Below are 26438 nucleotides of genomic sequence, written 5' to 3'. Positions count from 1 at the left end.
GCGCGCCTATGAGAAAGCTCCGAAAGCGAGAGCCCGGCTGCCGCGCCGCGGCTCAGGGCGCCTTGCGTGCGACGCGCCCCTGCACGCCCTCGGCCAGCCAGTTCATGTGGAGGACCTGCTCGTCGTCCAGGCCCTGCCCCTTGGCGATCACGACCCGGCCCTCGTTGTCGCGCACGTCGGCCGCCACGGCCTGGAAGGGCTTCAGCCTGCCGGTGGCGATGTCCTGCTGGCGCGCCATCACTTCGTCCTGCACGGCCTTGGGCACCTTGGAGCCGAAATCACCGACCCGGATCATGCCCTCCTTGACGCCACCCCAGACGTTGCCGCTTTTCCAGCTGCCGTCGAGCACGGCTCGGGCGCGCTGCGTGTAGTAGTCGCCCCACTGGTGCGTGACCGCGACGACCTGGGCATCCGGCGCGACCTTGCGCATGTCGGAGTGGTAGGCGACGGCCAGCTTGCCGCGCTCCTGCGCCGCCGCCATCACGGCGGTCGAGCCGGTGTGGAAGGCGATCACATCGACGTCCTGGTTGAACAGCGCCATGGCCGCCTCGCGCTCCTTCGGCGGGTCGAACCAGACGTCCAGCCACACCACCTTGACCCGCGCCTGCGGGTCGACCGAACGCATGCCCAGCGTGAAGGCGTTGATGCCCTGCAGCACCTCGGGGATCGGGAAGCCCGCCACGTAGCCCGCGACGTGGGTCTTTGTCATGCGGCCGGCCGCGACACCCGCGAGGTAGCGGCCTTCGTAGTAGCGCGCATTGGCGGTCGCGACGTTGGGCGCCGTCTTGTAGCCGGTGATCGACTCGAACTTCACGTCCGGAAAGTCGCGCGCCACCTTCAAGGTCGGCTCCATGTAGCCGAAGCTCGACGTGAAGATCAGCTTGTTGCCCTGCTGCGCCAGGTCGCGGATCACGCGCTCGGCATCGGCGCCCTCGGCCACGTTCTCGACGTAGGTGGTCTTGACCTTGCCGGCCAGTGCGGCCTCGACGGTCTTGCGTCCGTTTTCGTGCTGGCGCACCCAGCCGGCATCGGTGACGGGGGCGACATAGACGAAGCCGATCTTCAGCGGATCGGCCTTCGGCGCAGGTTGGGAAAAAGCTGGAAGAAAGCAACAAGCGGCCGCGAGCGCGGCTGCGAGGTTTTTATACATGGTAGTCCTCTACATGGCCCCGGAATGGAAAAGGCGCCGCGGGGCGGCGGCGCCGGGGCCATTTTACCGGAGCCGCCGCAGCGGGCGCGGCACGGCAGAATGCGAGGCACGAAGGATGGGCCCTCATGCACCGATCACCCCGATCCGCCAGCCGCCGGAAACACCTCGCATGGCGCTAGACGCCAGCCTGCCGGCCGCGGATCCGGCCGCCGAGGCCGAGCGCCAGTCGCGCGATCGGCGCCGCCTGCTGCGCTTCCTGCTGCGGCTGGGCCACCTGCTGCTGGCCACCGGGGCCGCCGCCGGCGTGGTCGAGACCAGCCTGCGGCGCGTGGCCCAGACCTACCAGGTCGAACACTTCAACGCCCTGGCGCTGCCCACCGTGGTGTTCGTGAACTTCACCGACGAGGAATCGCAGCAGATCGAATTCACCGCCGAGCAGGGCCTGGTGCTGCGCTTCGACCAGATCGAGGCCACCTACGAACTGGCGCGCGACGCCGAACAGGCACCGATCGACCCCAGCGACGGGCTCCGGCGCATCAACGAGATCCTCTCGATGCAGCCGCGCCTGGGCCTGGCCTGGGGCGTGCTCGGCCATGTGCTGGTGACGGTGGGCATCGCGCTGGTGCTGCGGCCCTCGATCGACGTCGTCACGGCCGCCGCCTTCTTCGGCGGCGTGGTCGGGGTGCTCAAGGTGCTGGCGCGCAACCGCGGCATCATCACCACGCTGCTGCCCACGGTGGCCGCCTTCGTGGTGGCGCTGGTGTCGCTGCTGGCCGCGCAGCATGGCTTCGCGGCCAGCCCGATCTACGTGCTGGTGGCCTCGCTGGTGACCTTCCTGCCCGGCGGCACCCTGGCCATCGCCACCATCGAACTGGCCTACGGCGACGTCGTCTCGGGCGGTACCCGCTTCGTCTCCGGCCTGCTGCAGCTGGTGTTCCTGGTGCTGGGGATGCTGGCGGCGGCCTCGATCGTCGGCCTGCCGCCCGACACCCTGCTCGCGCCGGTGCCCGACACCGCCGTGCGGGCCTGGGCGCCGTGGCTGGGCGTGCTGCTGTTCGGCGTCGGCCACACGCTGCACTATTCGGCCCGGCTGCGCACCCTGCCCTGGCTGCTGGCCCTGCTGTGCGTGGCCCAGGCCGGCCAGTTGGCCGGCAACGCGGTGTTCGGCGGCTACATGAGCGGCCTGTTCGCCGCGCTGCTGATCACGCCGGCCTCCTACCTGGTCCAGTACCGCCTGGGCGGACCGCCCTCGATGGTGACCTTCACGCCGGCACTGTGGCTGCTGGTGCCCGGCTCGCTGGGCCTCATCGGCATGGCCGAGCTGGTCGGCAACGACCGGCTCGCGGGGGCCGAGAACTTCGTCACCACGCTGCTGTCGATCGTCGCCATCGCGCTCGGCTCGGTGCTCGGCACCGGCATCTACAACGCGCTCTTCGACCCGGTGCTGCAGCGCGCCGGCACCATGGCCGACGCGATGCTGCGCTACCTGCGGCTGCGGCGCTGAGCCGCCGCCGCTCAGCCACCGGTCGCGCTGCCGCGCACCGCCTCGCGCATCAGGTCGGCCAGCCGCGCCACCGGCGCTTCGGGCCGGGCCTGTGCGCGCGCCATCGACAGCGCGATCTGAGGCAGGGCCGGCAGGCCGGTGCCCGAGCGGTCGAGCACACGCACGTGGGGCGGCAGCCCGAAGGCCGGACGGGCCGACAGCCCGAGCCCGGCCGACGTCGCGGCCCACAGCGCCGCCAGGCTGGCGCTGGTGAAGACATGGCGCCACGGAATGCCCGCACGGTCGAGCACCGTGGTGACGATCTCGCGCAGCGGGCATGGCGCGTCGACCATCACCAGCGGCAGCGGCTCGCGCGACTGGCGCGGGCCGGCGCGCTGCAGCTCGGTCCACCAGGCGGTGTCCAGTGCGGCGGGCGCGGCAGGCGCGATCCATTGCAGCGGCAGGCGCACCAGGTGCTCGGCATGGTCCAGCGGGGCGCTGCCCGCCACTTCCCAGGTCAGCGCCAGGTCGAGCTGGCCCAGCGCCAGGCGCTCGCGCAGCTCGGCGCTGCGCGCCACGCAGGCCTCGACGCGGACCCGGGGATGGGCCCGCGCGAAACGGCCGAGCACGCCCGGCAGCAGGCTTTCGCCCAGGTCTTCCTGCAGGCCGAGCCGGACCCAGCCTTCGAGGTCGGCGCCACGCATCGCGGCCGCGGCCTCGTCGTTGATCTCGAGCAGGCGATGGGCGTAGGCCAGCAGGGTCTGGCCGGCGTCGGTCAGCTGGAGGCCGCGGCCGGCCTTGCGCAGCAGCGGCGTGCCGGCCTGGCTTTCGAGCTTCTTGAGCTGGGCGCTCACCGCCGAGGTCGAGCGGCCGAGCTTGTCGGCCGCCCGGGCGTAGCTGCCGAGGGCCACGCCGGTCGAGAAGCTGCGCAGCACGTCGAGGTCGAACAACACGTGGGTCATGGTCAATCGTCCCATTTTTATGGATGGACAGTTGATTATTTTCTGATTTTCAAAAGCTTTGCGCGAGCGGACACTGCGCCGCATGATCCAAGCCCCCTCCCTGTCCGCCACCTCGTCGCACCGCTGGAAGGTGCTCACCGCCGGCGTCGCCGCCAACGCGGCGTTCTCGGTCGCCTTCAGCGGCATCCCGATGACCGCCGTGCTGATGCGCTCGGGCTACCGGCTCGACAACGCCGCGCTGGGGCTGGTGCTCGGGCTGATGGGCCTCGGCATCGCCGTGAGCGAACTGCCGTGGGGCCTGCTGACCGACCGCTGGGGCGACCGGCCGGTGCTGCTGACCGGGCTCGGCGCCACCGCCTTGGCGCTGCTGGCGATGGCGCTGCTGGCCGCGCCCACGCCGCAGCATGTGCCCGGCCTCGGCTGGCTCGGTGCCGGCCTGCTCGGGGTCGGGCTGCTGGGCGGCAGCGTCAACGGCGCCAGCGGCCGGGCGGTGATGAGCTGGTTCGCCGAGGGCGAGCGAGGGCTGGCCATGAGCATCCGCCAGACCGCGGTGCCGCTCGGCGGCGCGATCGGCGCACTGCTGCTGCCGGCGGTCGCGCTGCGCTTCGGCTTCGCCGCGATGTACGCCCTGCTGGCCGCGCTGTGCGCGCTGAGCGCCCTGCTGGCCTGGGCCTGGGTGCACGAGCCCTCGACGGTGGCGGCGCGCGCAGCATCGCCCGCGGGCGCGATCGCCGCGCGCTCCATCGGCCCGCTGCGCGATGCCCGCGTCTGGCGGCTGGTGGCGGGCATCGGCATCCTGTGCGCGCCGCAATTCGCGGTGCTGTCCTTCGGCACCGTCTTCCTGCACGATGCCGGCCATGCCGGCCTGGCCGAGATCGCGGCCGCGATGACGGCGGTGCAGGTCGGTGCCATGGCGATGCGCGTCTGGAGCGGCCGCTGGACCGATCGCCGCAGGAACCGGCCGGCCTACCTGCGCGCCTGCAGCCTGCTGAGCGCGGCGCTGTTCGCCGCGCTGGCGGGCTTGGCGTGGGCCGGCGAAGGTGCGGCCGGGACCTCAGCCACGCTGCGCGCCCTGTGGATCGGGCTGCTGGCCGCGAGCGGCATCTGCGTCTCGGCCTGGCACGGGGTGGCCTACACCGAGCTGGCCACCTTGTCGGGCGCGGCGCGTGCCGGCACGGCGCTCGGCATGGCCAACACCAGCGTGTTCCTGGTCTGCTTTGTCACGCCGCTGAGCATTCCGCATCTGCTCGCGCTCCAGGGCTGGCCGCTGGTGTGGCTGGTGGCCGCGGCCTGCGCGGGTGCGGCCCTGCCGCTGCTCGCGGCGCCGGCGAAGGCCGCTCAGGCGAAGGCGTCGAAGGCCGCGTTGAGCCGCTCGACATAGGCGCGCTTGGCCGCCGCATCGACGAAGCTGCCCTCGAAGCTGTTGGCCGCCAGCTGCCAGGCATGCTGCGCCGTCAGTCCGGTGGCGGCGAAGGTCTCGATGAAGTTCTGGTTCATGTAGCCGCCGAAATAGGCCGGGTCGTCGGAATTCACCGTGGCCACCAGGCCGCCGTCGAGCAGCGCGCGCAGGTTGTGCTGGCCGAGGTCGGGGAACACGCACAGCTTGAGGTTCGACAGCGGGCAGACGGTCAGCGGAATGCGGTCCTCGGCCAGCCGCTTCATGAGCGCGGCGTCCTTGGTGCTCTGCACGCCGTGGTCAATGCGCTCGACCTTGAGCACGTCGAGCGCGCTCCAGACATAGGCCGGCGGCCCCTCCTCGCCGGCATGGGCGACCAGATGGAAGCCGAGCTCGCGGCAGCGGGCGAACACGCGGGCGAACTTCTCGGGCGGATGGCCGAGCTCGCTCGAATCGAGGCCGACGCCGATGAAGCGGTCCCTGAAGGGCAGCGCCTGTTCGAGCGTCGCGAAGGCCTCTTCTTCGCTGAGGTGGCGCAGGAAGCACAGGATCAGTTCGGCATCGACGCCGAGTTTCGACTTGGCATCGACGCAGGCCCGGTGCAGGCCGTCGATCACGGTCTGCATCGCCACGCCGCGCTCGGTGTGGGTCTGGGGATCGAAGAACATCTCGGTGCGGATCACGTTGTCGGCCGCCGCCCGCTCCAGGTAGGCCCAGGCCATGTCGTAGAAGTCCTGCTCCTTCAGCAGCACGCTGGCGCCGGCGTAGTAGATGTCGAGGAAGGTCTGCAGGTTGGTGAAGGCGTAGGCGGCGCGCAGGTCCTCGACGCTGGCGTAGGGAATGGCGACGCCGTTGCGCTGCGCCAGCGCGAAGATCAGCTCGGGCTCGAGCGAGCCCTCGATGTGGATGTGCAGCTCGGCCTTCGGCATGGCGCGCAGCAGCGCGGGCAGGCGGTCGGCGGCGATGTCGCGCACGGTGCGGGGGAGGATGGTCATCAGCAGACTCCGAAGGTGATGCCACGCATTTTGAGGTGGCGGCGGTAGAGGGACGAGGCCTTGTCGGCCACGGTGTGGAGCTCGGCCCGCAGGTCGAGCGGCAGGCGCTTGGGGCTTTGCGATTCGAGCACCGGCTTGTCCTGCAGGAAGATGGTGTCCTGGAAGGCGCGCACCGAGGCCGCGTCGCGCTCGAAATCGGAGGTGGCGAAGCGGAACCAGACCCGGCTGCGCTCGGCATCGACCGGGCAGATCTGCAGTGCGATCGACTCGCGGTAGCCCTCGATGCCGACGCTCGAAGCCTCGGGCACCTTGGTCAGCACCGCCGCATAGGGCGCCGTGACCTCGTAGCCGTATTCGACCTGCGCCGGCGCGGTCGAATGGGCCGTGGACTGCGGCTGCCAGGCCTTGCAGCCGGTCGCGCGCAGGCCGTCGGGGGTGGCTTCGACGCGGTAGTCGTCGATCACGGCCATCTCGCGCGCGCCGAGCCAGCCTTCGTGCACGAAGCCGAAGTGCGCCATGTCGAGGAAGTTCTCGACCAGGCGCGGGGCGCTGGTCTCGACGTCGTAGGGGCCGCAGCTGATCTTGCGCATGCCCGCGTCGGCCTCGGCCTCGAAGGCGGGCAGCGCCGCATCGCCCTCGCCTTCGAGCCGGACCCACACCAGGCCCTGGGCCTCGATGGCGGCATGCGTCGCGGCACGGTGCGTGGCCGGCGGCACGAAGTCCGGCAGCGCCGGAACGTACGTGCAGCGGCCGCCGGCCTCGAAGCGCCAGCCGTGGTAGGGGCATTCGAGGACCGCGCCGCCCTCGCAGGCGACGACCCGGCCGAGCGAGAGCTGCGCCCCGCGATGCGGGCAGCGGTCGGCCCAGGCATGGACGGCACCGGCGGCATCGCGCCACAGCACCAGCTTGTCGCCGAGCAGGCGCACGGCCACGGGCGCCGAGGCGACTTCGTCGGCCAGCACCACCGGGTGCCAGAGTTGTCTTTCGATCATCATGGGACTCAAATGAAAAAGGGTTGCCCGAGGACAACCCTTCCGACCGGGAATCCGGTTCGTCGACTTACTTCTTGTCGCCGCCCGGCACCTTGCCTTCGACGCCCTTGACGTAGAAGTTGACGCCGCTCAGGAACTTGTCGTCGGCCACGGCACCGGCCGCCACCACTTCCTTGCCGTCCTGGTCGACGATCGGGCCCTTCCAGATCGAGAAGCTGCCGTCCTTCAGGCCCTTCTTGACTTCCTCGACGCGGGTCTTGGCCTCGGCCGGCACGTCCTCGGCGATCGACACCAGGTCGATCGCGCCTTCCTTGACGCCCCACCAGGTCTGGCCGGTGGTCCACTTGCCGTCCAGCATGTCCTGGGTGGCCTTGGTGTAGTACGGCGTCCAGTTGATGATGGCCGAGGCCAGGTGGGCCTTCGGGCCGTAGGCGGTCATGTCGGAGTCCCAGCCGAAGGCGCGCTTGCCCTTTTCCTGCGCGGTCTTCAGCACGGCCGGCGAGTCGGTGTTCTGGAACAGCACGTCGGCGCCGCCGTTGATCAGCGCGGTGGCGGCCTCGGTCTCCTTGGGCGGGCTGAACCATTCGTTGACCCACACCACCTTGGTCGAGATCTTCGGGTTGACCGACTGGGCGCCCAGCGTGAAGCTGTTGATGTTGCGCAGCACCTCGGGGATCGGCACCGAGCCGACCACGCCCAGCGTGTTGCTCTTGGTCATCGAGCCGGCGATCACGCCGGCCATGTAGGCGCCTTCGTAGGTGCGGCTGTCGTAGGTGCGCATGTTCTCGGCCGTCTTGTAGCCGGTGGCATGCTCGAACTTGACGTCCTTGTTGTCGCCCGCGACCTTGAGCATCGGCTCCATGTAGCCGAAGGTGGTGCCGAAGATCAGCTTGTTGCCCTGGCCCACCAGGTCGCGGAACACGCGCTCGGCGTCGGCGCTCTCGGGCACGCTCTCGACGAAGGTGGTCTTGATCTTGCCGCCGAATTCCTTCTCGATCGCCTTGCGGGCGTTGTCGTGCGCGAACGACCAGCCGCCGTCGCCGACCGGGCCGACATAGGCGAAAGCGATGTTCAGCGGGGCCGCCGGCGCGGGTGCCGCGGCGGTGGGAGCCGGTGCAGCCGGCGCCGCGGCCGGGGCTGCTGCTTCTTCCTTCTTGCCGCAGCCGATGAGGGCGGCCGAAGCGACCGCGGTCAGGGCAGCCAGCTTGAGCAGGGAACGCTTGTTCAGATCATTCATTGTTCGAAATCCTCGAAGGACAGGTTGGCGGAGAAACAAAAGGAAACGCAATTATGAGCCGGGGTAGAAGGGTTTCCCAATCGAAGCCGGCATGTTGACGCGGATAAACGCCGGGTTGCGCGAGATCAGCGCCAACACCACGATCGGCGCGATGTAAGTCAGCATGCTGAGGAACTGGCTCGGGATGTCGACCCCGGTGCTCTGCAGGTGGAAGCCCAGCATCGACACCCCGCCGAACAGGTAGGCGCCGAGCAGCACCCGCACCGGCCGCCAGGTGGCGAACGTGGTCAGGGCCAGTGCGATCCAGCCGCGGCCGGCCACCATGCCCTCGACCCACAGCGGCGTGTAGACGGTCGACAGGTAGGCGCCCGCCAGCCCGCACAGCGCGCCGCCGGCGATCACCGCCAGGAAGCGGATGCGCCGCACCGGATAGCCCAGCGCGTGCGAGGATTCGGGCGACTCGCCGACCGAGCGCAGCACCAGGCCGGCGCGGGTGCGGTAGAGGAACCAGATCAGGCCGATGGTCAGCAGCACCGCGAAATAGACCATCGGGTGGTGGCGGAACAGCGCCGGCCCCACCAGCGGGATGTCGCCCAGCACCGGCAGCGCGTAGGACACGCTTTCGGGCAGCTTGGCCTGGACGAAGTTGATGCCCGCGAAGGCCGAGAAACCGACCCCGAACAGGCTCAGCGCCAGCCCGGTGGCGTACTGGTTGGTGTTGAGCCAGATCACCAGCACGCCGAAGAAGGCGGCCAGCAATGCCCCGGCCGCCATGCCGGCCAGGAAGCCGAGCCAGGTGTTGTGCGTGACCACCACGGTGGCGAAGCCGGCGATGGCAGCGCACAGCATCATGCCCTCGGCGCCGAGGTTGACGATGCCCGCCTTTTCGTTGATCAGCAGGCCCAGGGCGGCAATGGCCAGGACCGTGCCGGCGCTGAGGGTGGAGCCCAGCAGCAGTGCGTAGCTTTCCATCATGCGGCTCCTTCGGTGGGACGGGCGACCGGTGCCGTGAGCGGCGTGCTGGCCTGCAGCGAACCGGTCCCGGAGGTCGAGGCGATCACCTTGACCGCCGCCTTGCGCCGGATCCGGTAGGCGATCAGCGTATCGCAAGCCAGCAGCGTGAACAGCAACAGGCCCTGGAACACGCCGGTCAGCGACTTGGGCAGGCCGAGCCGCGACTGGGCCAGCTCGCCGCCGATGTAGAACATGCTCATGAGGATGGCAGAAAAGATCATGCCGACCGGGTGCAGCCGGCCGACGAAGGCCACGATGATCGCGGCGAAGCCGTAGCCGGCGGGAACATAGGGCGTGAGCTGGCCGATCGGGCCCGCCACTTCGAGCGCGCCCGCCAGGCCGGCCGCGCCGCCCGAGACCAGGAGCGCGATCCAGACCGCGCGCCGGGCCGAGAAGCCCGCATAGCGCGCGGCCGCCGGGGCCAGTCCGCCGACCTGCTGGGCGAAGCCGGCCCGGGTGCGGAACAGGAACACCCACAGCGCGGCAGAGCCGGCCAGCGCGATCAGCAGGCCGATGCTCACGCGCGAGCCCTTGATGAGCCGCGGGATCTGGGTCACGGCCTCGAAGGTCTTGGTCTGCGGGAAGTTGTAGCCCTGGGGGTCTTTCCATGGGCCGTAGACCATGTAGCCCAGCAGCAGCACCGCGACGTAGACCAGCATCAGGCTCACCAGGATCTCGTTGGCGTTGAACTTGTCGCGCAGGAAGGCCACGATGCCGGCCCAGACCATGCCGCCCAGGATGCCGGCGACCAGGATCGCGGCCACGATCCACGACCCGGTCTGCTTGTCGGCCAGCAGCGCGACGCCGCCGGCGCAGATGGCGCCGAACACGAACTGCCCTTCGGCGCCGATGTTCCAGACGTTGGAGCGGAAGCACACGGCCAGGCCGAGCGCGATGATCAGGAGCGGCGTCGCCTTGACCATCAGCTCGCCCAGCGCGTAGCCGCTCTTGATCGGCTCCCAGAAGAAGACCGCCAGGCCCTTGACCGGGTCCTTGCCGAGCAGGGCGAACAGCACCATGCCGATCAGCACCGTGATCAGCAAGGCCAGGATCGGCGAGCCGTAGCTCCAGAAACGAGAAAGCTGCGGGCGAGGTTCGAGCTTAAGCATGGGCCACCTCCGTGGACTTGTCCCAAAGGCCGCTCATCCATTCGCCGATCTGCGGCACCGTGGCGGCGGCGCGATCGATCGAGGGCGACAGGCGGCCCTTGGCGATGACGTGCAGGCGGTCGCAGATCTCGAACAGCTCGTCGAGCTCCTCGCTGACCACCAGCACCGCGCAGCCGGCGTCGCGCAGCGCCAGGATCTCGCCGCGGATCAGCGCCGCAGCGCCGACGTCCACGCCCCAGGTCGGCTGCGAGACGATGAAGATCTTCGGGTCGGCGTCGATCTCGCGCCCGACGATGAATTTCTGCAGGTTGCCGCCCGACAGCGAGCGCGCCGCCGCGTTCGGCCCGCCGGCCTTGACGTTGAAGCGCTGGATGATCTTGCTGGCGTGCTGCTGCAGCGCGCCGGTCCGGATCCAGCCGCCCTTGCCGACCGCGTTGCCGCGGGTCAGCAGCATGTTCTGCGCCAGTCCCAGGGTCGGCACGGCGCCGCGGCCCAGCCGCTCTTCGGGCACGAAGTGCAGCCCCAGCGCGCGCCGCCGGCGCGGCCTGAAGTGGGCCGCCGGCTGGCCGAAGACCTCGATCATGCGGGCCTCGGCCCGCGTGTCCTCGCCCGACAGGGCGTAGAGCAGTTCCTTCTGGCCGTTGCCCGAAACGCCCGCGATGCCCACCACCTCGCCGGCGCGCACGTCCAGCGAGATGCCGTCCAGGTCGACGCCGAACTGGTCCTCGCGCGCCAGGCTCAGGCCCTTGACCTGCATCGCCACCGCGCCCGCATGGATCGGCCGGTGCGTGAGCGGCGGCGGCTCGGCGCCGATCATCAGCCGCGACAGCGATTCGTTCGATTCGTTCTGCGGATTGCAGACGCCCGTGACCTTGCCGCCGCGCAGCACCGTGCAGGCGGTGCACAGCTCGCGGATCTCGTGCAGCTTGTGGCTGATGTAGAGGATGCTGCAGCCTTCGGAAGCCAGCTTCTTGAGCACCACGAACAGCTTCTGCACCGCCTGCGGCGTCAGCACCGAGGTCGGCTCGTCGAGGATCAGCAGCTTGGGGTCGGTCAGCAGCGCGCGGATGATCTCGACCCGCTGCATCTCGCCGACCGACAGCGTGTGGACCGGCCGCGCCGGGTCGATGTCCAGCCCGTATTCGGCCGCCTTGGCCTGGACCCGGCGCGCCACCTCGGCCAGCGCCAGGCTCTTGTCCAGCCCGAGCCAGACGTTCTCGGCCACGGTCAGGGTGTCGAACAGGGAGAAATGCTGGAACACCATGCTGATGCCCAGCGCCCGCGCCTCCTGCGGGTTGCGCACGTTGACCGGCTGGCCGTTGAACATCACGCTGCCCTCGTCGGGCTTGACCGAGCCGTAGATGATCTTCATCAGCGTGGATTTGCCGGCGCCGTTCTCGCCGAGGACCGCGTGGGTTTCGCCGGGCGCCACCGTCAGCGAAACGTCGCTGTTGGCGACCACCGCGGGGTAGCGCTTGGTGATGTGCGCGAGCTGGAGTCTGTGGATTGTCATGCCTGTGCCTGGCCTTTGGGTTTCAGCGACGCATTGTCGTCAGTGTCCGCCGATATAAATGAACTTGAACAGGAAAACGCCGCCGATCAGCCACACCATCCAGTGGACCTTGCGGGCCTGGCCGGTGAACAGCTTCAGCACCGCGTAGGTGATGAAGCCGAACGCCAGGCCGTTGGCGATCGAGTAGGTGAAGGGCATGACCAGCGCGGTGACCGCCGCCGGAATCACTTCGGTCGTGTCTTCCCAGTCGAGTTCGGTCAGTTCCCTAAGCATCAAACAGGCCACGAAGAACAGGGCCGGTGCCGTGGCATAGGCCGGCACCGCGCCGGCCAGGGGCGAAATCACCAGCGCCGCCAGGAACAGCACCGACACCGTCAGCGCCGTGAGCCCGGTCCGGCCGCCCGCCTGGACGCCGGCCGCGCTCTCCACGTAGGCGGTGGTGCTGGAAGTGCCCAGCAGCGAGCCGGCGAAGATCGCGCCGCTGTCGGCCAGCAGCGCCTTGTTGAGCCGGTCCATCTTGCCCGGCACCAGCAGGCCGGCGCGGCGCGCCACGCCCATCAGGGTGCCGGTGGCGTCGAACAGCTCGACCAGGAAGAACACCAGGATCACGTTGAGGATGCCGCCCGTGAGCGCGGCCTTGATGTCCAGCTGCAGGAAGGTCGGCGCGATCGACGGCGGCGGCGCGAAGATGCCGTGAAAGACGTTGCCGCCGAAGAAGAAGGAAGCCACGGTGACGGCGATGATGCCGATCAGGATCGCGCCCGGCACCTTGAGCCGGTCGAGCACCACGATCAGGAAGAAGCCCAGCGTGGCCAGCACCACTTCGGGCGTGTGCAGGTCGCCGAGCGTGACGTAGGTCGCCTTGGAGGGCGCCACGATGCCGGCGCTCTTGAGCGCGATGATCGCCAGGAACAGCCCGATGCCGACCGTGATGGCAACCCGGATCGAATGCGGAATGCCGCGGATGATCAGCTCGCGCAGCTTGAACACCGTCACCAGCAGGAACAGGCAGCCCGAGACGAACACCGCCCCCAGCGCCGCCTGCCAGGTGAAGCCCATCTGGCCGACCACCACGTAGGCGAAATAGGCGTTCAGGCCCATGCCGGGCGCCAGCGCGATCGGGTAGTTGGCGTAGAGCGCCATGATGGCGGTGCCGAGCGCCGCGATCAGGCAGGTGGCGACGAAGACCGCGTCCTTCGGCATGCCCGCGTCGCCGAGGATCGACGGGTTGACGAAGATGATGTAGGCCATCGTCAGGAAGGTCGTCAGGCCCGCCACCAGTTCGGTGCGCACCGTGGTGTTGTGCTCCCTGAGCTTGAAGAGCCGTTCGGCCCAGCCGCTGGCGGCAGGGCGTGGCGTGGTGGCGTGCCCGGTGGGCACGGTGTCAGTCCGGTTCATCGCGTTTGTCTCCGTCTCGTTTCTTGGGCTCATGGCGTTCCTGTCGGTGTCGCGACGCCGGCGCGAAATTCGTAGCGGTCTATTCGGGACCGGCCGCGGCCGGCGGCGGGCGCAGCGACGCCGCCACCGCCTTGGTGCGCTCGCGCAGCCAGCGCGCCGAACTCGACGAATGGGTGCGCTCGTGCCACAGCTGGTAGTACATGAGGCGCGGCAGCGGCACCGGGCAATCGAGGATGGCGACCGGCAGCCGGTCGACGAAGCGCTCGCAGTACTGGCGACCGGTGGTCAGCACCAGCAGGCTCGAGGCCACCATGTCGGGGATCAGCCCGAAGTGGGCGCAGCGCGCCATGATGTTGCGCTGCCGGCCCATCTCGTCGAGCATCTGGTCGATGATCCCGCGCGCACCCGGATGCAGCGGCGTCGGCGCGATGTGCTCGGCCGCCAGCCAGCTGTCCAGGTCCCAGCCGCGCCGCACCGCCGGATGGTCCTTGTTGACCAGCGAGACGATCTCGTCGCCGAACAGCCGCGCCATATGCAGGTCCTCCGGCGGCTTGAGCCAGTTGCCGATCACCAGGTCGACCTGGCCGAGCGACAGGTGCGCGTGGTAGTCCGAATCGGAGGACAGGGGGTGGATCTCGATGTGGCACAGCGGTGCCTGGCTCTTGATCTGCGCCACCAGCAAGGGCAGGAACTGCGGGTCCATGTAGTCGCTGGCGGCGATCCTGAACGTGGTGGCCGCGGTCTGCGGGTCGAAGCCGCGGGCATCGCTGAACAGCACCTCGGCCGAGCGCAGGATCGCGGCGGCCGGCTCGATCATGCGCAGCCCGGCATCGGTCGGCACCATGCCCGAGCCCGAGCGCACCAGCAACGGGTCGCCCGAGAGCTCGCGCAGCCGCTTGAGGGCGGCCGAGACGGCGGGCTGGTACATCCCCAATCGGATGGCGGCACGCGAGACGCTGCGGTCGGTCAGCACGGTGTGTAGAACCCTGATGAGATGAAGATCGATCTTGTCGAGAAGCGCCTGGTCTCTCATGTCTGCCCGCCGTGGTCTGGAATGTGCGGGCAGTTATACAGCGCGGCAATCACATGGAAAGGGCCTCAGGCGCTCGCCTGCACCGCGGTGATCGCGTTCAGGATCGCCTCGCTGGTGGCCGGCGCGCGCAGCGGCGGGTCGACCTTGTGCTCGCCGGCCGCCGATACGGCATCGCGGATCGCGAAGAAGACCGAGAACGGCAGCAAGAGCGGCGGCTCGCCGACCGCCTTGCTGCGGTGGATCGAGTCCTCGAAGTTCTGGCCTTCGAACAGCCGCACGTTGAACACCGGCGGACAGTCGTTGGCGGTCGGGATCTTGTAGGTGCTCGGCGCGTGGGTGGTCAAGAGGCCGGTCTTGGGGTGCCAGACCAGCTCTTCGGTCGTGAGCCAGCCCATGCCCTGGATGAAGGCGCCCTCGACCTGGCCGATGTCGACCGCCGGGTTCAGCGACTTGCCGGCGTCGTGCAGGATGTCGGCGCGCAGGAGCTTCCACTCGCCGGTCAGCGTGTCCACCACGACCTCGCTCACGGCCGCGCCGTAGGCGAAGTAGAAGAACGGCCGGCCGAACATCCTGTCCTTGTCCCAGCTCAGGCCCGGGGTGGCGTAGAAGCCGTCGGACCACAGCTGCACCCGGTCGAGGTAGGCCTCGCCGACCACGGTGCCGAAGGGCAAGGTGCGGCCGTTGACCTCGACCTTGTCGTTGGCGAAGCGCACCTGCGACGCCTCGCCGCCATGGCGCGCCGCGGCGCAGGCGGCCAGCCGCTCGCGGATCTGGCGGGCGGCGTCCTGTGCCGCCTTGCCGTTCAGGTCGGCACCGGTCGACGCCGCGGTGGCCGAGGTGTTGGCGACCTTCTGGGTGTCGGTCGCCGTGACCCGAACGCTCTCGAAGCTGACGCCGAGCTCGTGCGCCACCACCTGCGCCACCTTGGTGTTCAGGCCCTGCCCCATCTCGGTGCCACCGTGGTTCACGAGGATCGAGCCGTCGGTGTAGACATGGACCAGCGCACCGGCCTGGTTGAAGTGCTTGACGTTGAACGAGATGCCGAACTTGAGCGGCGCCAGGGCGATGCCGCGCTTGAGCACCGGGCTCTTGGCGTTGAAGGCCGCGATCTCCTCGCGTCGCGCGCGGTAGCTGCTGGTGGCCTCGAGCTCGGCCACCAGCTCGTGGATGATGTTGTCGCTCACCAGCTGGCCATAGGGCGTGACGTTGTTCTCGCCCTTGCCGTAGAAATTGACCCGCCGCACGTCGAGCGGATCGCGGCCCAGTTCGCGCGCCACGCTGTCGAGGATGTTCTCGACCGCGATCGCACCCTGCGGCCCGCCGAAGCCGCGGAAGGCGGTGTTGCTCTGGGTGTTGGTCTTGCCCGAGTAGCCGTGCATGCTGACGTCGGGCAGCCAGTAGGCATTGTCGAAATGGCACAGGGCGCGGGTCATCACCGGGCCCGACAGGTCGGCCGAATGGCCGGCGCGCGAGACCATCGAGATCTCGGCGCCGAGGATGCGGCCCTCGTCGTCGTAGCCGACGTCGTATTCGTACCAGAAGCAGTGGCGCCGGCCGGTGATCATGAAGTCGTCGTCGCGGTCGAGCCGCAGCTTGACCGGGCGCTGCAGCTTGCTGGCGGCGACCGAGGCCACGCAGGCGAACAGGGCCGACTGCGATTCCTTGCCGCCGAAGCCGCCGCCCATGCGCCGGCATTCCACGTGCACCTCGTTGGCCTGCAGGTGCAGCGCATGCGCCACCAGGTGCTGCATCTCGCTCGGATGCTGGGTCGAGCAGTAGACGTGCATCGCGCCGCCCTCCTTGGGGATCGCGTAGCTGATCTGCCCTTCGAGGTAGAACTGCTCCTGGCCGCCGACGTCGAGTTCGGCCTTCAAGCGATGCGGCGCCCGGGCGATCGCCGCCTGCGCGCCGCCTTCGTTCGTGCTGCGCACCAGGTGCATCGGCGGCACCACGTACTGGCCCTTGGCGTGCGCGTCCTGCGGCGTCAGCACCGGCGGCGCGGCATCGATGTCGAGCGCGTCCCTGGCGCGGGCCGCGGCGCGGCGGGCAGCGTCGCGGGTCTCGGCGACCACCGCGAACACGGGCTGGCCCAGGTAGCGGATGTCGCCGCTGCACAGGATCGGGTCGTCGTGGACGATCGAGCCGCAGTCGTTGCTGCCCGGGATGTCGGCGGCGGTGAGCACCGCGACCACGCCCGGCATCGCCCGGATGGCGTCGAGCCGGACGCCCGTGAGCCGGCCGTTGGCCACCGGCGACAGGCCCAGCGCGCAGTGCAGCGTGCCCGCGAGTTCGGGGATGTCGTCGATGTAGGTGGCCTCGCCGGCGACATGCAGCTGGGCCGATTCGTGCGGCCGGCTGATGCCGACGCGGGCGCCATCGTCGTGCGCGCGGGCCTCGGCCTTGGCGTCGATGCGCGCGGCGGTGTTGGTCAGGTAGTCGGCGAAGGCCTCGGCCGACTGGAACAGGCTGGGATCGAGGGGTTTGTTCATGTCAGGCTCCTTGCACGGCGGCGTGCGGCATCACGCTCCAGACGCTGGTGGCTGCCACCGGCAACGCATCGATGGTGCGCGTTTCCAGCCACAGCCGCTGCAGCAGGTTCTGCGCCACCTGCAGCCGGTAGTCGGCGCTCGCGCGCATGTCGGTCAGCGGCTTGAAATCCTGCGCCAGCGCCAGCTTGGCGGCGTTCACGCTGGCCTGGCTCCAGGGCTTGCCGGCCAGCGCGGCCTCGGCCTGCGCGGCCCGCTTCACGGTCGCGGCCATGCCGCCGAAGGCCAGCCGGATCTCCTTGACCACGTCGCCGTCGAGCGCGATCGCGAAGCCGGCGCACAGGGCCGAGATGTCGCAGTCGAAGCGCTTGCTGATCTTGTAGGCGCGCAGCTGGCGCCCGAGCGCCGCCAGCGGGACCGCCAGCCCCTGCACGAACTCGCCCGGCTCGAGCTTGTTCTTCATGTAGTCGACATAGAAGTCGGGCAACGGCATGCGGCGCACGCGGTCGCCGCGGCGCAGCTCGATCTCGGCGTCGAGCGCCATCAGCACCGGCGGCGAATCGCCGATCGGCGAGCCGTTGGCGACGTTGCCGCCCATGGTGCCCGCATGGCGGATCGGCGGCGAGGCGAAGCGCAGCCAGACATCGGTCAGGCTCGGCGCCCGCTGCACCAGCGCGCCGAAGGCGTTCTCGAGCGAGGCGCCGGCGCCGATGTAGAGCTCGCTGCCGCGCTCCTCGATCCGCTTCAGCTCGGCCACGTCGCCGACCGAGATGATGTCGCCCAGGTCGCGGAACTGCTTGTTGACCCAGAGCCCGACGTCGGTCGATCCGGCCAGCAGCTGGGCGGCCGGCTTGGCTTCGCGCAGCGCGGCGAGCTCGGCCAGCGTGGTCGGCGCATGGAAATGGTCCAGCCGCTGGCCCAGGGGCGCGGCGTAGTCGAAGGTGGCGTCGTGCTTCAGGCTGGCCAGCGCGTCGACCACCGGCGCGGTGTCCAGCCGCACGCCCGGCAGGTCGAACATGCGCTGGCCGGCGTCGAGGATCGGCCGGTAGCCGGTGCAGCGGCACAGGTTGCCCGACAGGTCGTCGGCCAGCTGCTGGCGGCTCGGCTGGGTGCCGGCCTCCTTGTGGTGCTCGTAGCTGGACCACAGCGACATCACGAAGCCGGGGGTGCAGAAGCCGCACTGCGAGCCGTGGCAGTCGACCATCGCCTGCTGGACCGGGTGCAGCCGCTGCACCGGGTGTTTCTCGTGCCGCGACGCATCGTGCCCGTGGCCGCACTGCGCCTTCAGGTCCTCGACCGTGAACAGGGCCTTGCCGTGCAGGGTGGGCAGGAACTGGATGCAGGCGTTGACCGTCGACAGGCGCAGCCCGCCGACCGCCCCCTGCTCGCCCGGCTCGGCCAGCTCGCCGACGACCACGGTGCAAGCACCGCAGTCGCCCTCGTTGCAGCCTTCCTTGGTGCCGGTGCAGCGCACGTCCTCGCGCAGCCAGTCGAGCACCGAACGGGTCGGATGGACGCCGCTGACGTCGACGATTCGGCCGCGATGGAAAAAGCGGATCGGTTGGGTGCTCGGGGTCATGCGCATCTCGTGGGTGGGTTCTGTCGACGCTCTGGAACGATCAAAAATCGGGCCAAGTCGAAGTTAGTACTTTGCCGCAAGCCACGCATACGGTCGCACCCATAGCGCCTATGTGGCGCCTGGTATGTGACGATAGGGAAAACCCTTGGGGCGCAGCGCCCGCGCGGGGCTAGGCCGGCCGGAGGTCGAAGCAGCAACCGGCGTAGTAGGCCGCGTCCCCGCCCTCGACGAAGGGAACCTCGATCAGCTTGCCCTCGTTGCGCCAGGCATCGCGCCGCACGTAGCCGGCCTCGACCAGCTCGGCCATCAGTTCGTCGTGTTTCTGGATCCGGTAGGGGCAGAAACCGAAGCCCAGGCTGTGCACGGTGAAGATCGTCCGCTCGGGATGCACCGTCGTGGTGTTCAGGATGATGCGCTTCGGCTTGACCGGCAGCGCGGCCAGGATCTGCGGCATGCGTTCGGGCAGGAATTGCAGGCAGCCGGAGATGAAGAGCACGTCGAAGCCGGTGGCTTCCTGGTAGTCGCTGGTGAAGCTCAGTTCCTCGCCGATGCCGCGCTCGGCCGCGATCTCGCGACCGGCCTGGATGACACCGGCCACATCGCAGGTCTTCCAGCGCAAGCCGGACGGGTAGTTCAGCACGCGGCGGAAGGCGTAGTACTTGATGCCGGCATGGCCGCCGAGGTCGAACACCGAGCGCAAGCCATCCTCGAACGAGCGGGCGATCCAGAACAGCGCCGGGTAGTCGTAGAAGAAGATCTTCTGGCTGAACAGCCGGCGGGCCTCCTCGGCGTTGTCGAATCCCATGGGCTTGGACTTCGGCGCCGCCGCGGCGGCCGCTTCGAAGCTCTCGTAGGAGCCCATGAACAGGTGCTCGTCGACGTTGTCGATGAACTTGCGCCGGTAGGCGGCCTCGCGAAAGGCCCGCGGCAGGGGAAGAAGGTTCTGCGCCATCGGTTCAGGCGACGGCGCCCGGCGCGGGAGCCGTCGGGGTCGATGAGTCGGCGAGAGATGAGCGTTGCATAGCTTCATCCTACATAAATATGTACTAAAACGTAAGTCATTGTCGACCCCTGGTCAGGTGGAAGTCAGGCGCCCTCGCTGAACAATTCCCGGATCACCTGCCGCAGCCAGCCGTTGGCCGCATCGCCCTCGAAGCGCTTGCTCCAGTGCAGCGAGACGCTGAAGTCGCGCAGCGGAAAGGCCGGCTCGACGATCGCGTAGCCGCCTTCCTGCGCGAAGCCGCGCGCGATGTTGCGCGGCATCACCACCGCGAGGTCGGTGGCCCGGACGATCGCCGGCAGCACCATGAAGTGCTCGGTGGTCAGCCGCACCCGGTCCTCGAGGTTGAGCAACTGCAGGATGCGCAAGGTTTCGGCGTGGGTACGCACGGCAACGTATTCGAGCGTCTGCAGCGCGTCGAGAAGCCCCCGGCTCGTGCGCCGGCCGCGCGTGAACGGATGGCCCGCGCGCAGCAGCACGATGTAGCGGTCCTTCAGCAGGTGGGCGCGCTGGGTGTCGCGGACCTTCGGCAGGAAGCCGAAGGCGAAGTCGATCCGGCCGTTGTCCAGCGCCGGGGCGATCTCGCCGGGCGCCAGCGGCAGCGTTTCGAGCCGCACCCCGGGCGCCAGCGCGCCCAGCCTGGCCATCAGCAGCGGCAGGAAGCGGCCTTCGCCGATGTCGCTCATGTGGATGCGGAAGGTCTTGCGCGAGGCCGTGGGCTCGAAGCGGTCGGGCTCGTTGAGCGCCTCCTCCAGCGTGCCCAGCGCCGCCTGCACCGCCACTGCCAACCGGTCGGCGCGCGGTGTCGGCGCGACGCCGCCCGGCGCCCGGATGAAGAGCGCGTCCTCGAGCAGCAGCCGCAGCCGGCCCAGCCCGTGGCTGGCGGCCGGCTGGGTCAGGCCCAGCGTCTCCGCCGCCCGGCTCACGCTGCGCGCCCGGTAGACGGCATCGAACAGCCGCAGCAGGTTCAGGTCGATCGAGTCGATATGCATGGCGTTCATGTAGCTTAGTCTGATTATTCTATTGATGGCCAACGACCGCCCCGCGACACTGGCGGCCCCTCGCCCGCTCCATCGCGCGCCTTCCCGACGCCACCCGCCCACGCCACCCCAGCCCTCCGGCCAACAGGAATCCCTCTCTTGGAAGTCTCATTCAGCAAGGAAATCGAGGCCCTGCGCCTCGGTGCCGGCGACACCTTTCACGGCGAGGGCATCCTCGCGATCACCAAGGGCCTGCTGCAGTCCGGCGTGGCCTACGTCGGCGGCTACCAGGGCGCGCCGGTGTCGCACCTGCTCGACGTCATGGTGCAGGCCAAGCCCTACATGGACGAACTCGGCGTGCACGTCGAGGCCTGCTCCAACGAAGCCTCGGCGGCGGCCATGCTGGGTGCCTCGATCCACTACCCGCTGCGCGGCGCCGTCACCTGGAAGTCGATCGTCGGCACCAACGTGGCGGCCGATGCGCTGTCCAACCTGTCGTCGCCGGGCGTCCAGGGCGGCGTGCTGATCGTGGTCGGCGAGGACTACGGCGAAGGCGCCTCGGTGATCCAGGAGCGCACCCACGCCTATGCGCTCAAGTCCAGCATGTGCCTGCTCGACCCGCGGCCCGACCTGGCTGTGATGGTGGACATGGTCGAGCACGGCTTCCGGCTGTCGGAGGCTTCCAACATGCCCTGCATGATGGAACTGCGCATCCGCACCTGCCACGTGCGCGGCAGCTTCGACTGCAAGGACAACCTGCCGCCGGCGATCTCGACCCGGGCGCTGATGGCGGAGCCGGCCGGCTTCGACTACATGCGGCTCGCGCACCCGCCGGTCACCTTCCGCCACGAGAAGCTCAAGGGCGAGGAGCGGCTGCCGGCCGCGCGGCGCTACATCGCCGAGCACCAGCTCAACGAGCTGATCCCGGGCACGCAGGCCGACCTCGGCATCGTGGTGCAGGGCGGGCTCTACAACGCACTCGTCCGCAGCCTTCAGCAGCTGGGCCTGGCGGATGCCTTCGGCGCCACCGACATCCCGCTGCTGGTGCTCAACGTCGCCTACCCGCTGGTGCCGGAGGAAGTGGCGGATTTCTGCGTCGGCAAGCGCGCGGTGCTGGTGGTCGAGGAGGGGCAGCCCGAGTACATCGAGCAGGAGATCGCGACCTTGCTGCGCCGGCGCGACATCCAGACGCCGCTGCACGGCTGCGACATGCTGCCGGCCGCCGGCGAGTATGGCGTCGAAGTACTGGCCACCGGCGTCGGCCGCTTCGCCCAGCGCTACCTGCCCGAGCACGCGCACGCCTCGGCCCAGGCCTGGCTGGCCGGCAACAACGACCGCCGCGCCGCGGTGGCCACCCGGCTCGACGCCCCGCTGCCCAACCGGCCGCCGAGCTTCTGCATCGGCTGCCCCGAGCGGCCGGTGTTCGCGGCGCTCAAGCTGGCCCAGCAGGACAGCGGCCCGGTCCACATCGCGGCGGATATCGGCTGCCATGCCTTCGGCACCTTCGAGCCCTTCTCGATGGGCCACTCGATCCTCGGCTACGGCATGAGCCTGGCGAGCCGCGCCGGCGTCTCGCCGATGATGCAGCGGCGGGCGCTGTCGATCATGGGCGACGGCGGCTTCTGGCACAACGGCCTGCTCACCGGCGTGCAGAGCGCACTCTTCAACGGCGACGACGCGGTGCTGCTGATCTTCAAGAACGGCTACACCTCGGCCACCGGCACGCAGGACATCATCTCCACGCCCGACGACGAGATGAAGGAGCGCGTGGTCGACAAGCAGCAGAGCCTGGTCGACAAGAACCAGACCATCGAGGCCACGCTCAAGGGCCTGGGCGTGCAATGGCTGCGCCCGGTCCATACCTACGACGTCGACAAGATGCGCAAGACGCTCAACGACGCCTTCACGAGCGACTTCAACGGCCTCAAGGTGATCATCGCCGAGGGTGAATGCCAGCTCGAGCGGCAGCGCCGCATCAAGCCGTGGATCGCCAGCCTGCTCCAGCGCGGCGAGCGGGTGGTGCGCGTGAAGTACGGCGTCGACGAGGACGTCTGCAACGGCGACCATGCCTGCATCCGGCTGTCGGGCTGCCCCACCCTGACGATCAAGGACAACCCCGACCCGCTCAAGGTCGACCCGGTGGCGGTGGTGATCGACGGCTGCGTGGGCTGCGGCCTGTGCGGCGCCAACGCCCACGCCGCCACGCTGTGCCCGAGCTTCTACCGCGCCGAGGTGGTGCAGAACCCGAAGTGGCACGAGCGCCTGCTGCACGGCCTGCGCGGCGCCTTCGTCCGATTTCTCCAACCCGCATGATGAACCGCACCCCACCCATCACCCTGCTGATCTGCGCCCTCGGCGGCGAAGGCGGCGGCGTGCTCACCGAATGGCTGGTCGACACCGCGCGCCATGCGGGCTACGCGGCGCAGAGCACATCGATCCCCGGCGTGGCGCAACGCACCGGCGCCACCACCTACTACGTCGAGGTCTTCCCGCTGCCGCTGGCCGAGCTCGGCGGCCGCCGGCCGGTGTTCAGCCTGAGCCCGGTGCCGGGCGCGCTCGACGCCATCGTCTCGTCCGAACTGCTCGAGACCACGCGCCAGATCGGCAACGGCATGAGCGCACCGGAACGCACCCTGGTCATCAGCTCGTCGGCCCGCACCCTGACCACCGCCGAGCGCATGCAGCCCGGCGACGGCCGCGCCGACGCGCAGCGGCTGCTCGAGGTGGTCAAGGCCTTCAGCCGCGCACACCATGTGTTCGACATGGGCGCCGCGGCGCGCGAGGCCGGCACGGTGGTCAGCGCCGTGATGCTCGGCGCGATCGCCGGCAGCGCGCTGTTTCCGTTTCCGCGCGAGGCCTTCGAGCGCGTGGTGCGCGGCGGCGACGGCGGCGAGAAGCCGAGCAAGACGGCCGCCGCCAGCCTGCGCGGCTTCGCCGCCGCCTTCGATGCGGTCAACGCGCCGCGCGAGCAGGCCGCGATGGTGGCCCGCCTGCTGGACACCTCGGGCGGCGAAAGCGCCCAGGCCACACCGCTGCCCCCGGCCGTGGCCGCGCAGTTCCCGGCGCCGATGCACGACCTGCTGGCGCTCGGCCATGCGCGGGTGCTCGACTACCAGGACGCCGCCTATGCCGCGCTCTACGTCGAGCGCCTGGCCCAGGTGCTGGCCGCCGAGCGCGCGGCCGACCCGGCAGCCGCCCACGGCTTCTCGACCACGCGCGAGATGGCGCGCTGGCTGGCCTTGTGGATGGCCTTCGACGACATCGTGCGGGTGGCCGAGCTCAAGAGCCGTGCCAGCCGGGCGCAGCGCGTGCGCGCCGAGGTCAAGGCCGGCGACGCCGACATCGTCAAGGTCTACGACCATTTCAAGCCCGGCGCCCCCGAGTTCGCGGCACTGCTGCCGGCCCCGCTGGCACAGCGCGTGACCGCCTGGGACCGCCGCCGGTCGACGCCCTGGGCGATGCCGCTGAAAGTCGGCAGCCATTCGGTGATCGGCATGGCCTCGCTGCGGCTGCTGGCCTCGCTGCGCTGGCTGCGCCGGCGCGGCAGCCGCTTCGCCGAGGAGCAGGCGCTGATCGCCCGCTGGCTCGACGCCGTGGTCGCCGGCACCCGCAGCGACTGGCGGCTGGGCCACGAGATCGCGCTGTGCGGCCGCCTCATAAAGGGCTATGGCAGCACCAACGAGCGCGGCAAGGCCAACCTGCTGCACGTGGTCGACCACCTGGCGACGGCTGCGCTGCCCGACGGCTCGCCGGCCGCACGCGCCACGGCGATCGCCGCCGCGCGCGAGGCCGCACTGGCCGACGAGGCCGGCAAGGCGCTCGATGCGGCGCTGGTGCGCCACGGCGCGCCGCCGCGGCCGGTGATCGCGCAGCCGATCCGCTGGATGAAGCGCAAGCCGCCAGCTGCCGCCAGCCATCGCACCTGAACGCCCGCGGACGCGGCCGGCGCCGCGCCAGAGACAAACAAAGAAAGAGGAGACGCCCCATGCAAGAAAAAAAGACCGATCACTTCCGCCGACGCCTGCTGCCCGCGTGCGCCGCCATGGCCCTGGCCTTCGCGGTGCCGGCGACCGCGCTCGCCCAGGCCTGGCCGACCCGCCCCGTGAAGATCCTGGTCGGCTTCCCGCCCGGCGGCGTGGCCGACATCATGGCGCGCTCGATGGCGCCGCTGATGTCCGAAACGCTCGGCCAGCCGGTGGTGGTCGAGAGCCGTGCGGGCGCCAATGGCAACGTGGCGGCCGATGCGGTCGCCAAAGCGCCGGCCGACGGCTACACGCTGGCCATGACGAGCACCGGCATCGAGTCGGTGAATCCGTACCTGTTCAGCCGCATGCCCTTCGATCCGGCCAAAGACCTGGCACCGGTCGCGGCCGCCGGCCGCATCCAGCTGTTCCTCACGGCCCGACCGGGCCTGCCGGCCAGCGACGTCGAATCGTTCGTGCGCTACGCCAAGGCCCACCCCGGCAAGCTCTCGTTCGGATCGGCCGGCTCGGGCAGCACGCCGCACCTGGTGGGCGAGCTGTTCAAGCAGAGTGCCGGCATCTACGCGGTCCACGTCCCCTATCGCGGCGCCGCGCCGGCGCTGCAGGACCTGCTGGCGAGCCAGATCGACTTCTTCTTCGATCCGGGCATCTCGTTCGCCAATGTGCGCGCCGGCAAGCTCAAGATGCTGGCGGTGGCCAGCGGCCAGCGCTCGCCCCTGTTCCCCGAGGTGCCCACGCTGGCCGAGCGCGGCTACAAGAACATGGACTACGACACCTGGTTCGGGCTCTTCGCCCCCGCCGCCACCCCGCCCGAAGTGCGGCAGCGGCTCAACGAGGCCGCGAACAAGGCACTCGCCAACGAAGGCCTGCGAAGCCGGTTCCGGGAGGTCGGCGGCGAAGCGACGCCGATGACGGCCGAGGCCTTCAAGGGCATCGCACGCAAGGAGGCCGTGGTGTTCGGCCAGCTCATCAAGGACCGCGACATCCAGGCGGACTGACGCATTCCCAAGGTAAACGCGAATAGCGGCACCGAGACTGTTCTTATAGAACATAACCGGTTGCCTTCGTCCCACGCCCCCCGAACAAGCCAGGAGATATTCATGAACTCGCGCATCCGCCCTCTCGCCGTGCTCGCCGCCGCGCTGGCGCTTTCGTCCCTGCCGGCGCTGGCGCAGGACAAGCCGGTCAATCTCAAGATGTCGAGCTGGGTGCCGGCGCAGCATCCGCTCAATCCGTCGCTGCAGGCCTGGGCCGACGACATCAAGAAGGCCTCGAACGGCACCATCACCGCGACGCTGTTCCCGTCGGAGCAGCTCGGCAAGGCCTTCGACCACTACGACATGGCGCGCGACGGCATCGCCGACTTCGCCTACATCAACCCGGGCTACCAGCCGGGCCGGTTCCCGATCATGGCCGGCGCATCCCTGCCCTTCCTGTTCGCCAACGGCAAGGGCGGCTCGGCGGCGATCGACGAGTGGTACCGCCCCTACGCGGCCAAGGAGATGAAGGACGTGAAGTTCTGCTTCGCCTTCGTGCACGACCCGGGCACCTTCCACGCGCGCAAGAAAATCACCTTGCCGACCGACATCAAGGGCATGAAGATCCGCCCCGCGACCAGCACCATCGGCCAGATGGTCACCTCGCTGGGCGGCACCAACGTGCAGGCCTCGGCGCCCGAGTCGCGCGACATGCTGGAGCGCGGCGTGGCCGACGCCATCACCTTCCCGTGGGGCTCGATCGGCCTGTTCGGCATCGACAAGGTCGTGAGCTTCCACATGGACGTGCCGCTCTACGTCACGCCCTTCGTCTGGGCCATGAACCAGAGCAAGTACGACAGCATGTCGGCGGCGCAGAAGAAGGTGATCGACGACCACTGCACCAGCGAATGGGCCGAGAAGGTGGCCACGCCGTGGGCCGAGTTCGAGTTCGCGGGCCGCGCCAAGATCGCCGGCCAGTCGGGCCACGAGATCTACAAGCTCACGCCCGAGCAGCTCGACGCCTGGCGCAAGGCCACGGCGCCCGGCGAAGCGCAATGGGCCGAGGGCGTGAAGAAGGTCGGCCAGGACCCGAAGGCGGTGATGGACGCGCTCAAGGCCAGCCTGGCCAAGAACAAGTCGGCGCTCTGAGC

The 26438-nt window shown here is 69.6% G+C and carries 20 protein-coding genes; 6 read left to right on the top strand and 14 right to left on the bottom strand.

All coding sequences use genetic code 11. The features are described from left to right. Nucleotides 1-52: 52 nt before the first annotated feature. Nucleotides 53-1150 (bottom strand): BMP family ABC transporter substrate-binding protein, encoded by a 1098-nt coding sequence (locus QTI33_RS07200; protein ID WP_286505098.1) that lies wholly within the window; start codon nucleotides 1148-1150, stop codon nucleotides 53-55. A 169-nt stretch (nucleotides 1151-1319) separates the two neighbouring features. Here QTI33_RS07200 and QTI33_RS07195 point away from each other — a divergent pair, with 169 nt between their 5' ends. Then, the gene (locus QTI33_RS07195; RefSeq protein WP_286505097.1) at nucleotides 1320-2654 is read left to right on the top strand and encodes a threonine/serine exporter family protein; all 1335 of its coding nucleotides are present in this window, start codon (nucleotides 1320-1322) and stop codon (nucleotides 2652-2654) included. 11 nt (nucleotides 2655-2665) lie between these two features. Here the strand turns inward: QTI33_RS07195 and QTI33_RS07190 are convergent, their stop codons facing one another. Further along, nucleotides 2666-3595 (bottom strand): LysR substrate-binding domain-containing protein, encoded by a 930-nt coding sequence (locus QTI33_RS07190; RefSeq protein ID WP_286505096.1) that lies wholly within the window; start codon nucleotides 3593-3595, stop codon nucleotides 2666-2668. Between the two features lie 82 nt (nucleotides 3596-3677). Here QTI33_RS07190 and QTI33_RS07185 point away from each other — a divergent pair, with 82 nt between their 5' ends. Further along, entirely contained in the window at nucleotides 3678-4976 is a 1299-nt protein-coding gene (locus QTI33_RS07185; protein WP_286505095.1) for an MFS transporter, read from the top strand. Here the strand turns inward: QTI33_RS07185 and QTI33_RS07180 are convergent. From QTI33_RS07180 to QTI33_RS07125, 12 genes are all read right to left on the bottom strand, one after another. Then, nucleotides 4934-5986, bottom strand: coding sequence for an adenosine deaminase (locus tag QTI33_RS07180; RefSeq protein WP_286505094.1), 1053 nt, complete (start codon nucleotides 5984-5986; stop codon nucleotides 4934-4936). The two genes, QTI33_RS07185 and QTI33_RS07180, sit on opposite strands and share 43 nt — an antisense overlap. Next, entirely contained in the window at nucleotides 5986-6978 is a 993-nt protein-coding gene (locus QTI33_RS07175; RefSeq protein ID WP_286505093.1) for a Rieske 2Fe-2S domain-containing protein, read from the bottom strand. The genes QTI33_RS07180 and QTI33_RS07175 overlap by 1 nt, the downstream gene beginning before the upstream one ends. A gap of 67 nt (nucleotides 6979-7045) precedes the next feature. Then, the gene (locus tag QTI33_RS07170) at nucleotides 7046-8215 is read right to left on the bottom strand and encodes a BMP family ABC transporter substrate-binding protein (RefSeq protein ID WP_286505092.1); all 1170 of its coding nucleotides are present in this window, start codon (nucleotides 8213-8215) and stop codon (nucleotides 7046-7048) included. A 51-nt stretch (nucleotides 8216-8266) separates the two neighbouring features. Then, complete coding sequence (locus QTI33_RS07165) at nucleotides 8267-9187, bottom strand: ABC transporter permease (protein WP_286505091.1); 921 nt, start codon at nucleotides 9185-9187, stop codon at nucleotides 8267-8269. Next, complete coding sequence (locus QTI33_RS07160; protein WP_286505090.1) at nucleotides 9187-10338, bottom strand: ABC transporter permease; 1152 nt, start codon at nucleotides 10336-10338, stop codon at nucleotides 9187-9189. Before QTI33_RS07160 ends, QTI33_RS07165 begins: the two co-directional genes overlap by 1 nt. Then, nucleotides 10331-11851, bottom strand: coding sequence for an ABC transporter ATP-binding protein (locus QTI33_RS07155; protein WP_286505089.1), 1521 nt, complete (start codon nucleotides 11849-11851; stop codon nucleotides 10331-10333). Before QTI33_RS07155 ends, QTI33_RS07160 begins: the two co-directional genes overlap by 8 nt. A 39-nt stretch (nucleotides 11852-11890) precedes the next feature. Beyond that, a complete protein-coding gene (locus tag QTI33_RS07150) occupies nucleotides 11891-13249 on the bottom strand; it encodes an NCS2 family permease (protein ID WP_286505088.1) in 1359 nt (452 codons plus the stop codon). A 79-nt stretch (nucleotides 13250-13328) separates the two neighbouring features. Then, entirely contained in the window at nucleotides 13329-14282 is a 954-nt protein-coding gene (locus tag QTI33_RS07145) for a LysR family transcriptional regulator (RefSeq protein WP_286505087.1), read from the bottom strand. A gap of 65 nt (nucleotides 14283-14347) precedes the next feature. Further along, nucleotides 14348-16771, bottom strand: coding sequence for a xanthine dehydrogenase molybdopterin binding subunit (gene xdhB / locus QTI33_RS07140; protein WP_286505086.1), 2424 nt, complete (start codon nucleotides 16769-16771; stop codon nucleotides 14348-14350). 1 nt (nucleotide 16772) lies between these two features. Next, nucleotides 16773-18353: a xanthine dehydrogenase small subunit gene (xdhA, locus tag QTI33_RS07135; protein ID WP_286505085.1), complete on the bottom strand. Its 1581-nt coding sequence runs from the start codon at nucleotides 18351-18353 to the stop codon at nucleotides 16773-16775. Nucleotides 18354-18516: 163 nt separating this feature from the next. Then, nucleotides 18517-19299, bottom strand: a complete 783-nt coding sequence (locus QTI33_RS07130; RefSeq protein ID WP_286505084.1) for a methyltransferase, TIGR04325 family — start codon at nucleotides 19297-19299, stop codon at nucleotides 18517-18519. A 134-nt stretch (nucleotides 19300-19433) separates the two neighbouring features. After that, entirely contained in the window at nucleotides 19434-20348 is a 915-nt protein-coding gene (locus QTI33_RS07125) for a LysR family transcriptional regulator (protein WP_286505083.1), read from the bottom strand. A gap of 138 nt (nucleotides 20349-20486) precedes the next feature. Between QTI33_RS07125 and QTI33_RS07120 the strand changes: the two genes are divergently transcribed. From QTI33_RS07120 to QTI33_RS07105, 4 genes are all read left to right on the top strand, one after another. Further along, a complete protein-coding gene (locus QTI33_RS07120) occupies nucleotides 20487-22640 on the top strand; it encodes a thiamine pyrophosphate-dependent enzyme (protein ID WP_286505082.1) in 2154 nt (717 codons plus the stop codon). Continuing rightward, on the top strand, nucleotides 22640-24253 hold the full coding sequence (locus QTI33_RS07115) for an indolepyruvate oxidoreductase subunit beta family protein (protein ID WP_286505144.1): 1614 nt from the start codon (nucleotides 22640-22642) through the stop codon (nucleotides 24251-24253). Before QTI33_RS07120 ends, QTI33_RS07115 begins: the two co-directional genes overlap by 1 nt. 59 nt (nucleotides 24254-24312) lie before the next feature. Next, on the top strand, nucleotides 24313-25308 hold the full coding sequence (locus QTI33_RS07110) for a Bug family tripartite tricarboxylate transporter substrate binding protein (RefSeq protein ID WP_286505081.1): 996 nt from the start codon (nucleotides 24313-24315) through the stop codon (nucleotides 25306-25308). 102 nt (nucleotides 25309-25410) lie between these two features. Continuing rightward, a complete protein-coding gene (locus tag QTI33_RS07105) occupies nucleotides 25411-26436 on the top strand; it encodes a TRAP transporter substrate-binding protein (RefSeq protein ID WP_286505080.1) in 1026 nt (341 codons plus the stop codon). Nucleotides 26437-26438: the final 2 nt, after the last annotated feature.

The organism is Variovorax davisae (assembly GCF_030316845.1).
Taxonomy (GTDB): Bacteria; Pseudomonadota; Gammaproteobacteria; order Burkholderiales; family Burkholderiaceae_C; genus Variovorax; species Variovorax davisae.
This window is presented reverse-complemented; position numbering and strand designations above follow the sequence as displayed.

Bases quoted from the DNA above. Each gene is read 5' to 3' on its own strand.
- xdhA (WP_286505085.1), bottom strand. From the start codon at position 18,353: ATGCGCATGACCCCGAGCACCCAACCGATCCGCTTTTTCCATCGCGGC.
- QTI33_RS07195 (WP_286505097.1), top strand. From the start codon at position 1,320: ATGGCGCTAGACGCCAGCCTGCCGGCCGCGGATCCGGCCGCCGAGGCC.
- QTI33_RS07145 (WP_286505087.1), bottom strand. From the start codon at position 14,282: ATGAGAGACCAGGCGCTTCTCGACAAGATCGATCTTCATCTCATCAGG.
- QTI33_RS07115 (WP_286505144.1), top strand. From the start codon at position 22,640: ATGAACCGCACCCCACCCATCACCCTGCTGATCTGCGCCCTCGGCGGC.
- QTI33_RS07130 (WP_286505084.1), bottom strand. From the start codon at position 19,299: ATGGCGCAGAACCTTCTTCCCCTGCCGCGGGCCTTTCGCGAGGCCGCC.
- QTI33_RS07165 (WP_286505091.1), bottom strand. From the start codon at position 9,187: ATGGAAAGCTACGCACTGCTGCTGGGCTCCACCCTCAGCGCCGGCACG.
- QTI33_RS07200 (WP_286505098.1), bottom strand. From the start codon at position 1,150: ATGTATAAAAACCTCGCAGCCGCGCTCGCGGCCGCTTGTTGCTTTCTT.
- QTI33_RS07150 (WP_286505088.1), bottom strand. From the start codon at position 13,249: ATGAACCGGACTGACACCGTGCCCACCGGGCACGCCACCACGCCACGC.
- QTI33_RS07125 (WP_286505083.1), bottom strand. From the start codon at position 20,348: ATGAACGCCATGCATATCGACTCGATCGACCTGAACCTGCTGCGGCTG.
- QTI33_RS07110 (WP_286505081.1), top strand. From the start codon at position 24,313: ATGCAAGAAAAAAAGACCGATCACTTCCGCCGACGCCTGCTGCCCGCG.
- QTI33_RS07105 (WP_286505080.1), top strand. From the start codon at position 25,411: ATGAACTCGCGCATCCGCCCTCTCGCCGTGCTCGCCGCCGCGCTGGCG.
- QTI33_RS07160 (WP_286505090.1), bottom strand. From the start codon at position 10,338: ATGCTTAAGCTCGAACCTCGCCCGCAGCTTTCTCGTTTCTGGAGCTAC.
- xdhB (WP_286505086.1), bottom strand. From the start codon at position 16,771: ATGAACAAACCCCTCGATCCCAGCCTGTTCCAGTCGGCCGAGGCCTTC.
- QTI33_RS07175 (WP_286505093.1), bottom strand. From the start codon at position 6,978: ATGATCGAAAGACAACTCTGGCACCCGGTGGTGCTGGCCGACGAAGTC.
- QTI33_RS07180 (WP_286505094.1), bottom strand. From the start codon at position 5,986: ATGACCATCCTCCCCCGCACCGTGCGCGACATCGCCGCCGACCGCCTG.
- QTI33_RS07185 (WP_286505095.1), top strand. From the start codon at position 3,678: ATGATCCAAGCCCCCTCCCTGTCCGCCACCTCGTCGCACCGCTGGAAG.
- QTI33_RS07155 (WP_286505089.1), bottom strand. From the start codon at position 11,851: ATGACAATCCACAGACTCCAGCTCGCGCACATCACCAAGCGCTACCCC.
- QTI33_RS07190 (WP_286505096.1), bottom strand. From the start codon at position 3,595: ATGACCCACGTGTTGTTCGACCTCGACGTGCTGCGCAGCTTCTCGACC.
- QTI33_RS07170 (WP_286505092.1), bottom strand. From the start codon at position 8,215: ATGAATGATCTGAACAAGCGTTCCCTGCTCAAGCTGGCTGCCCTGACC.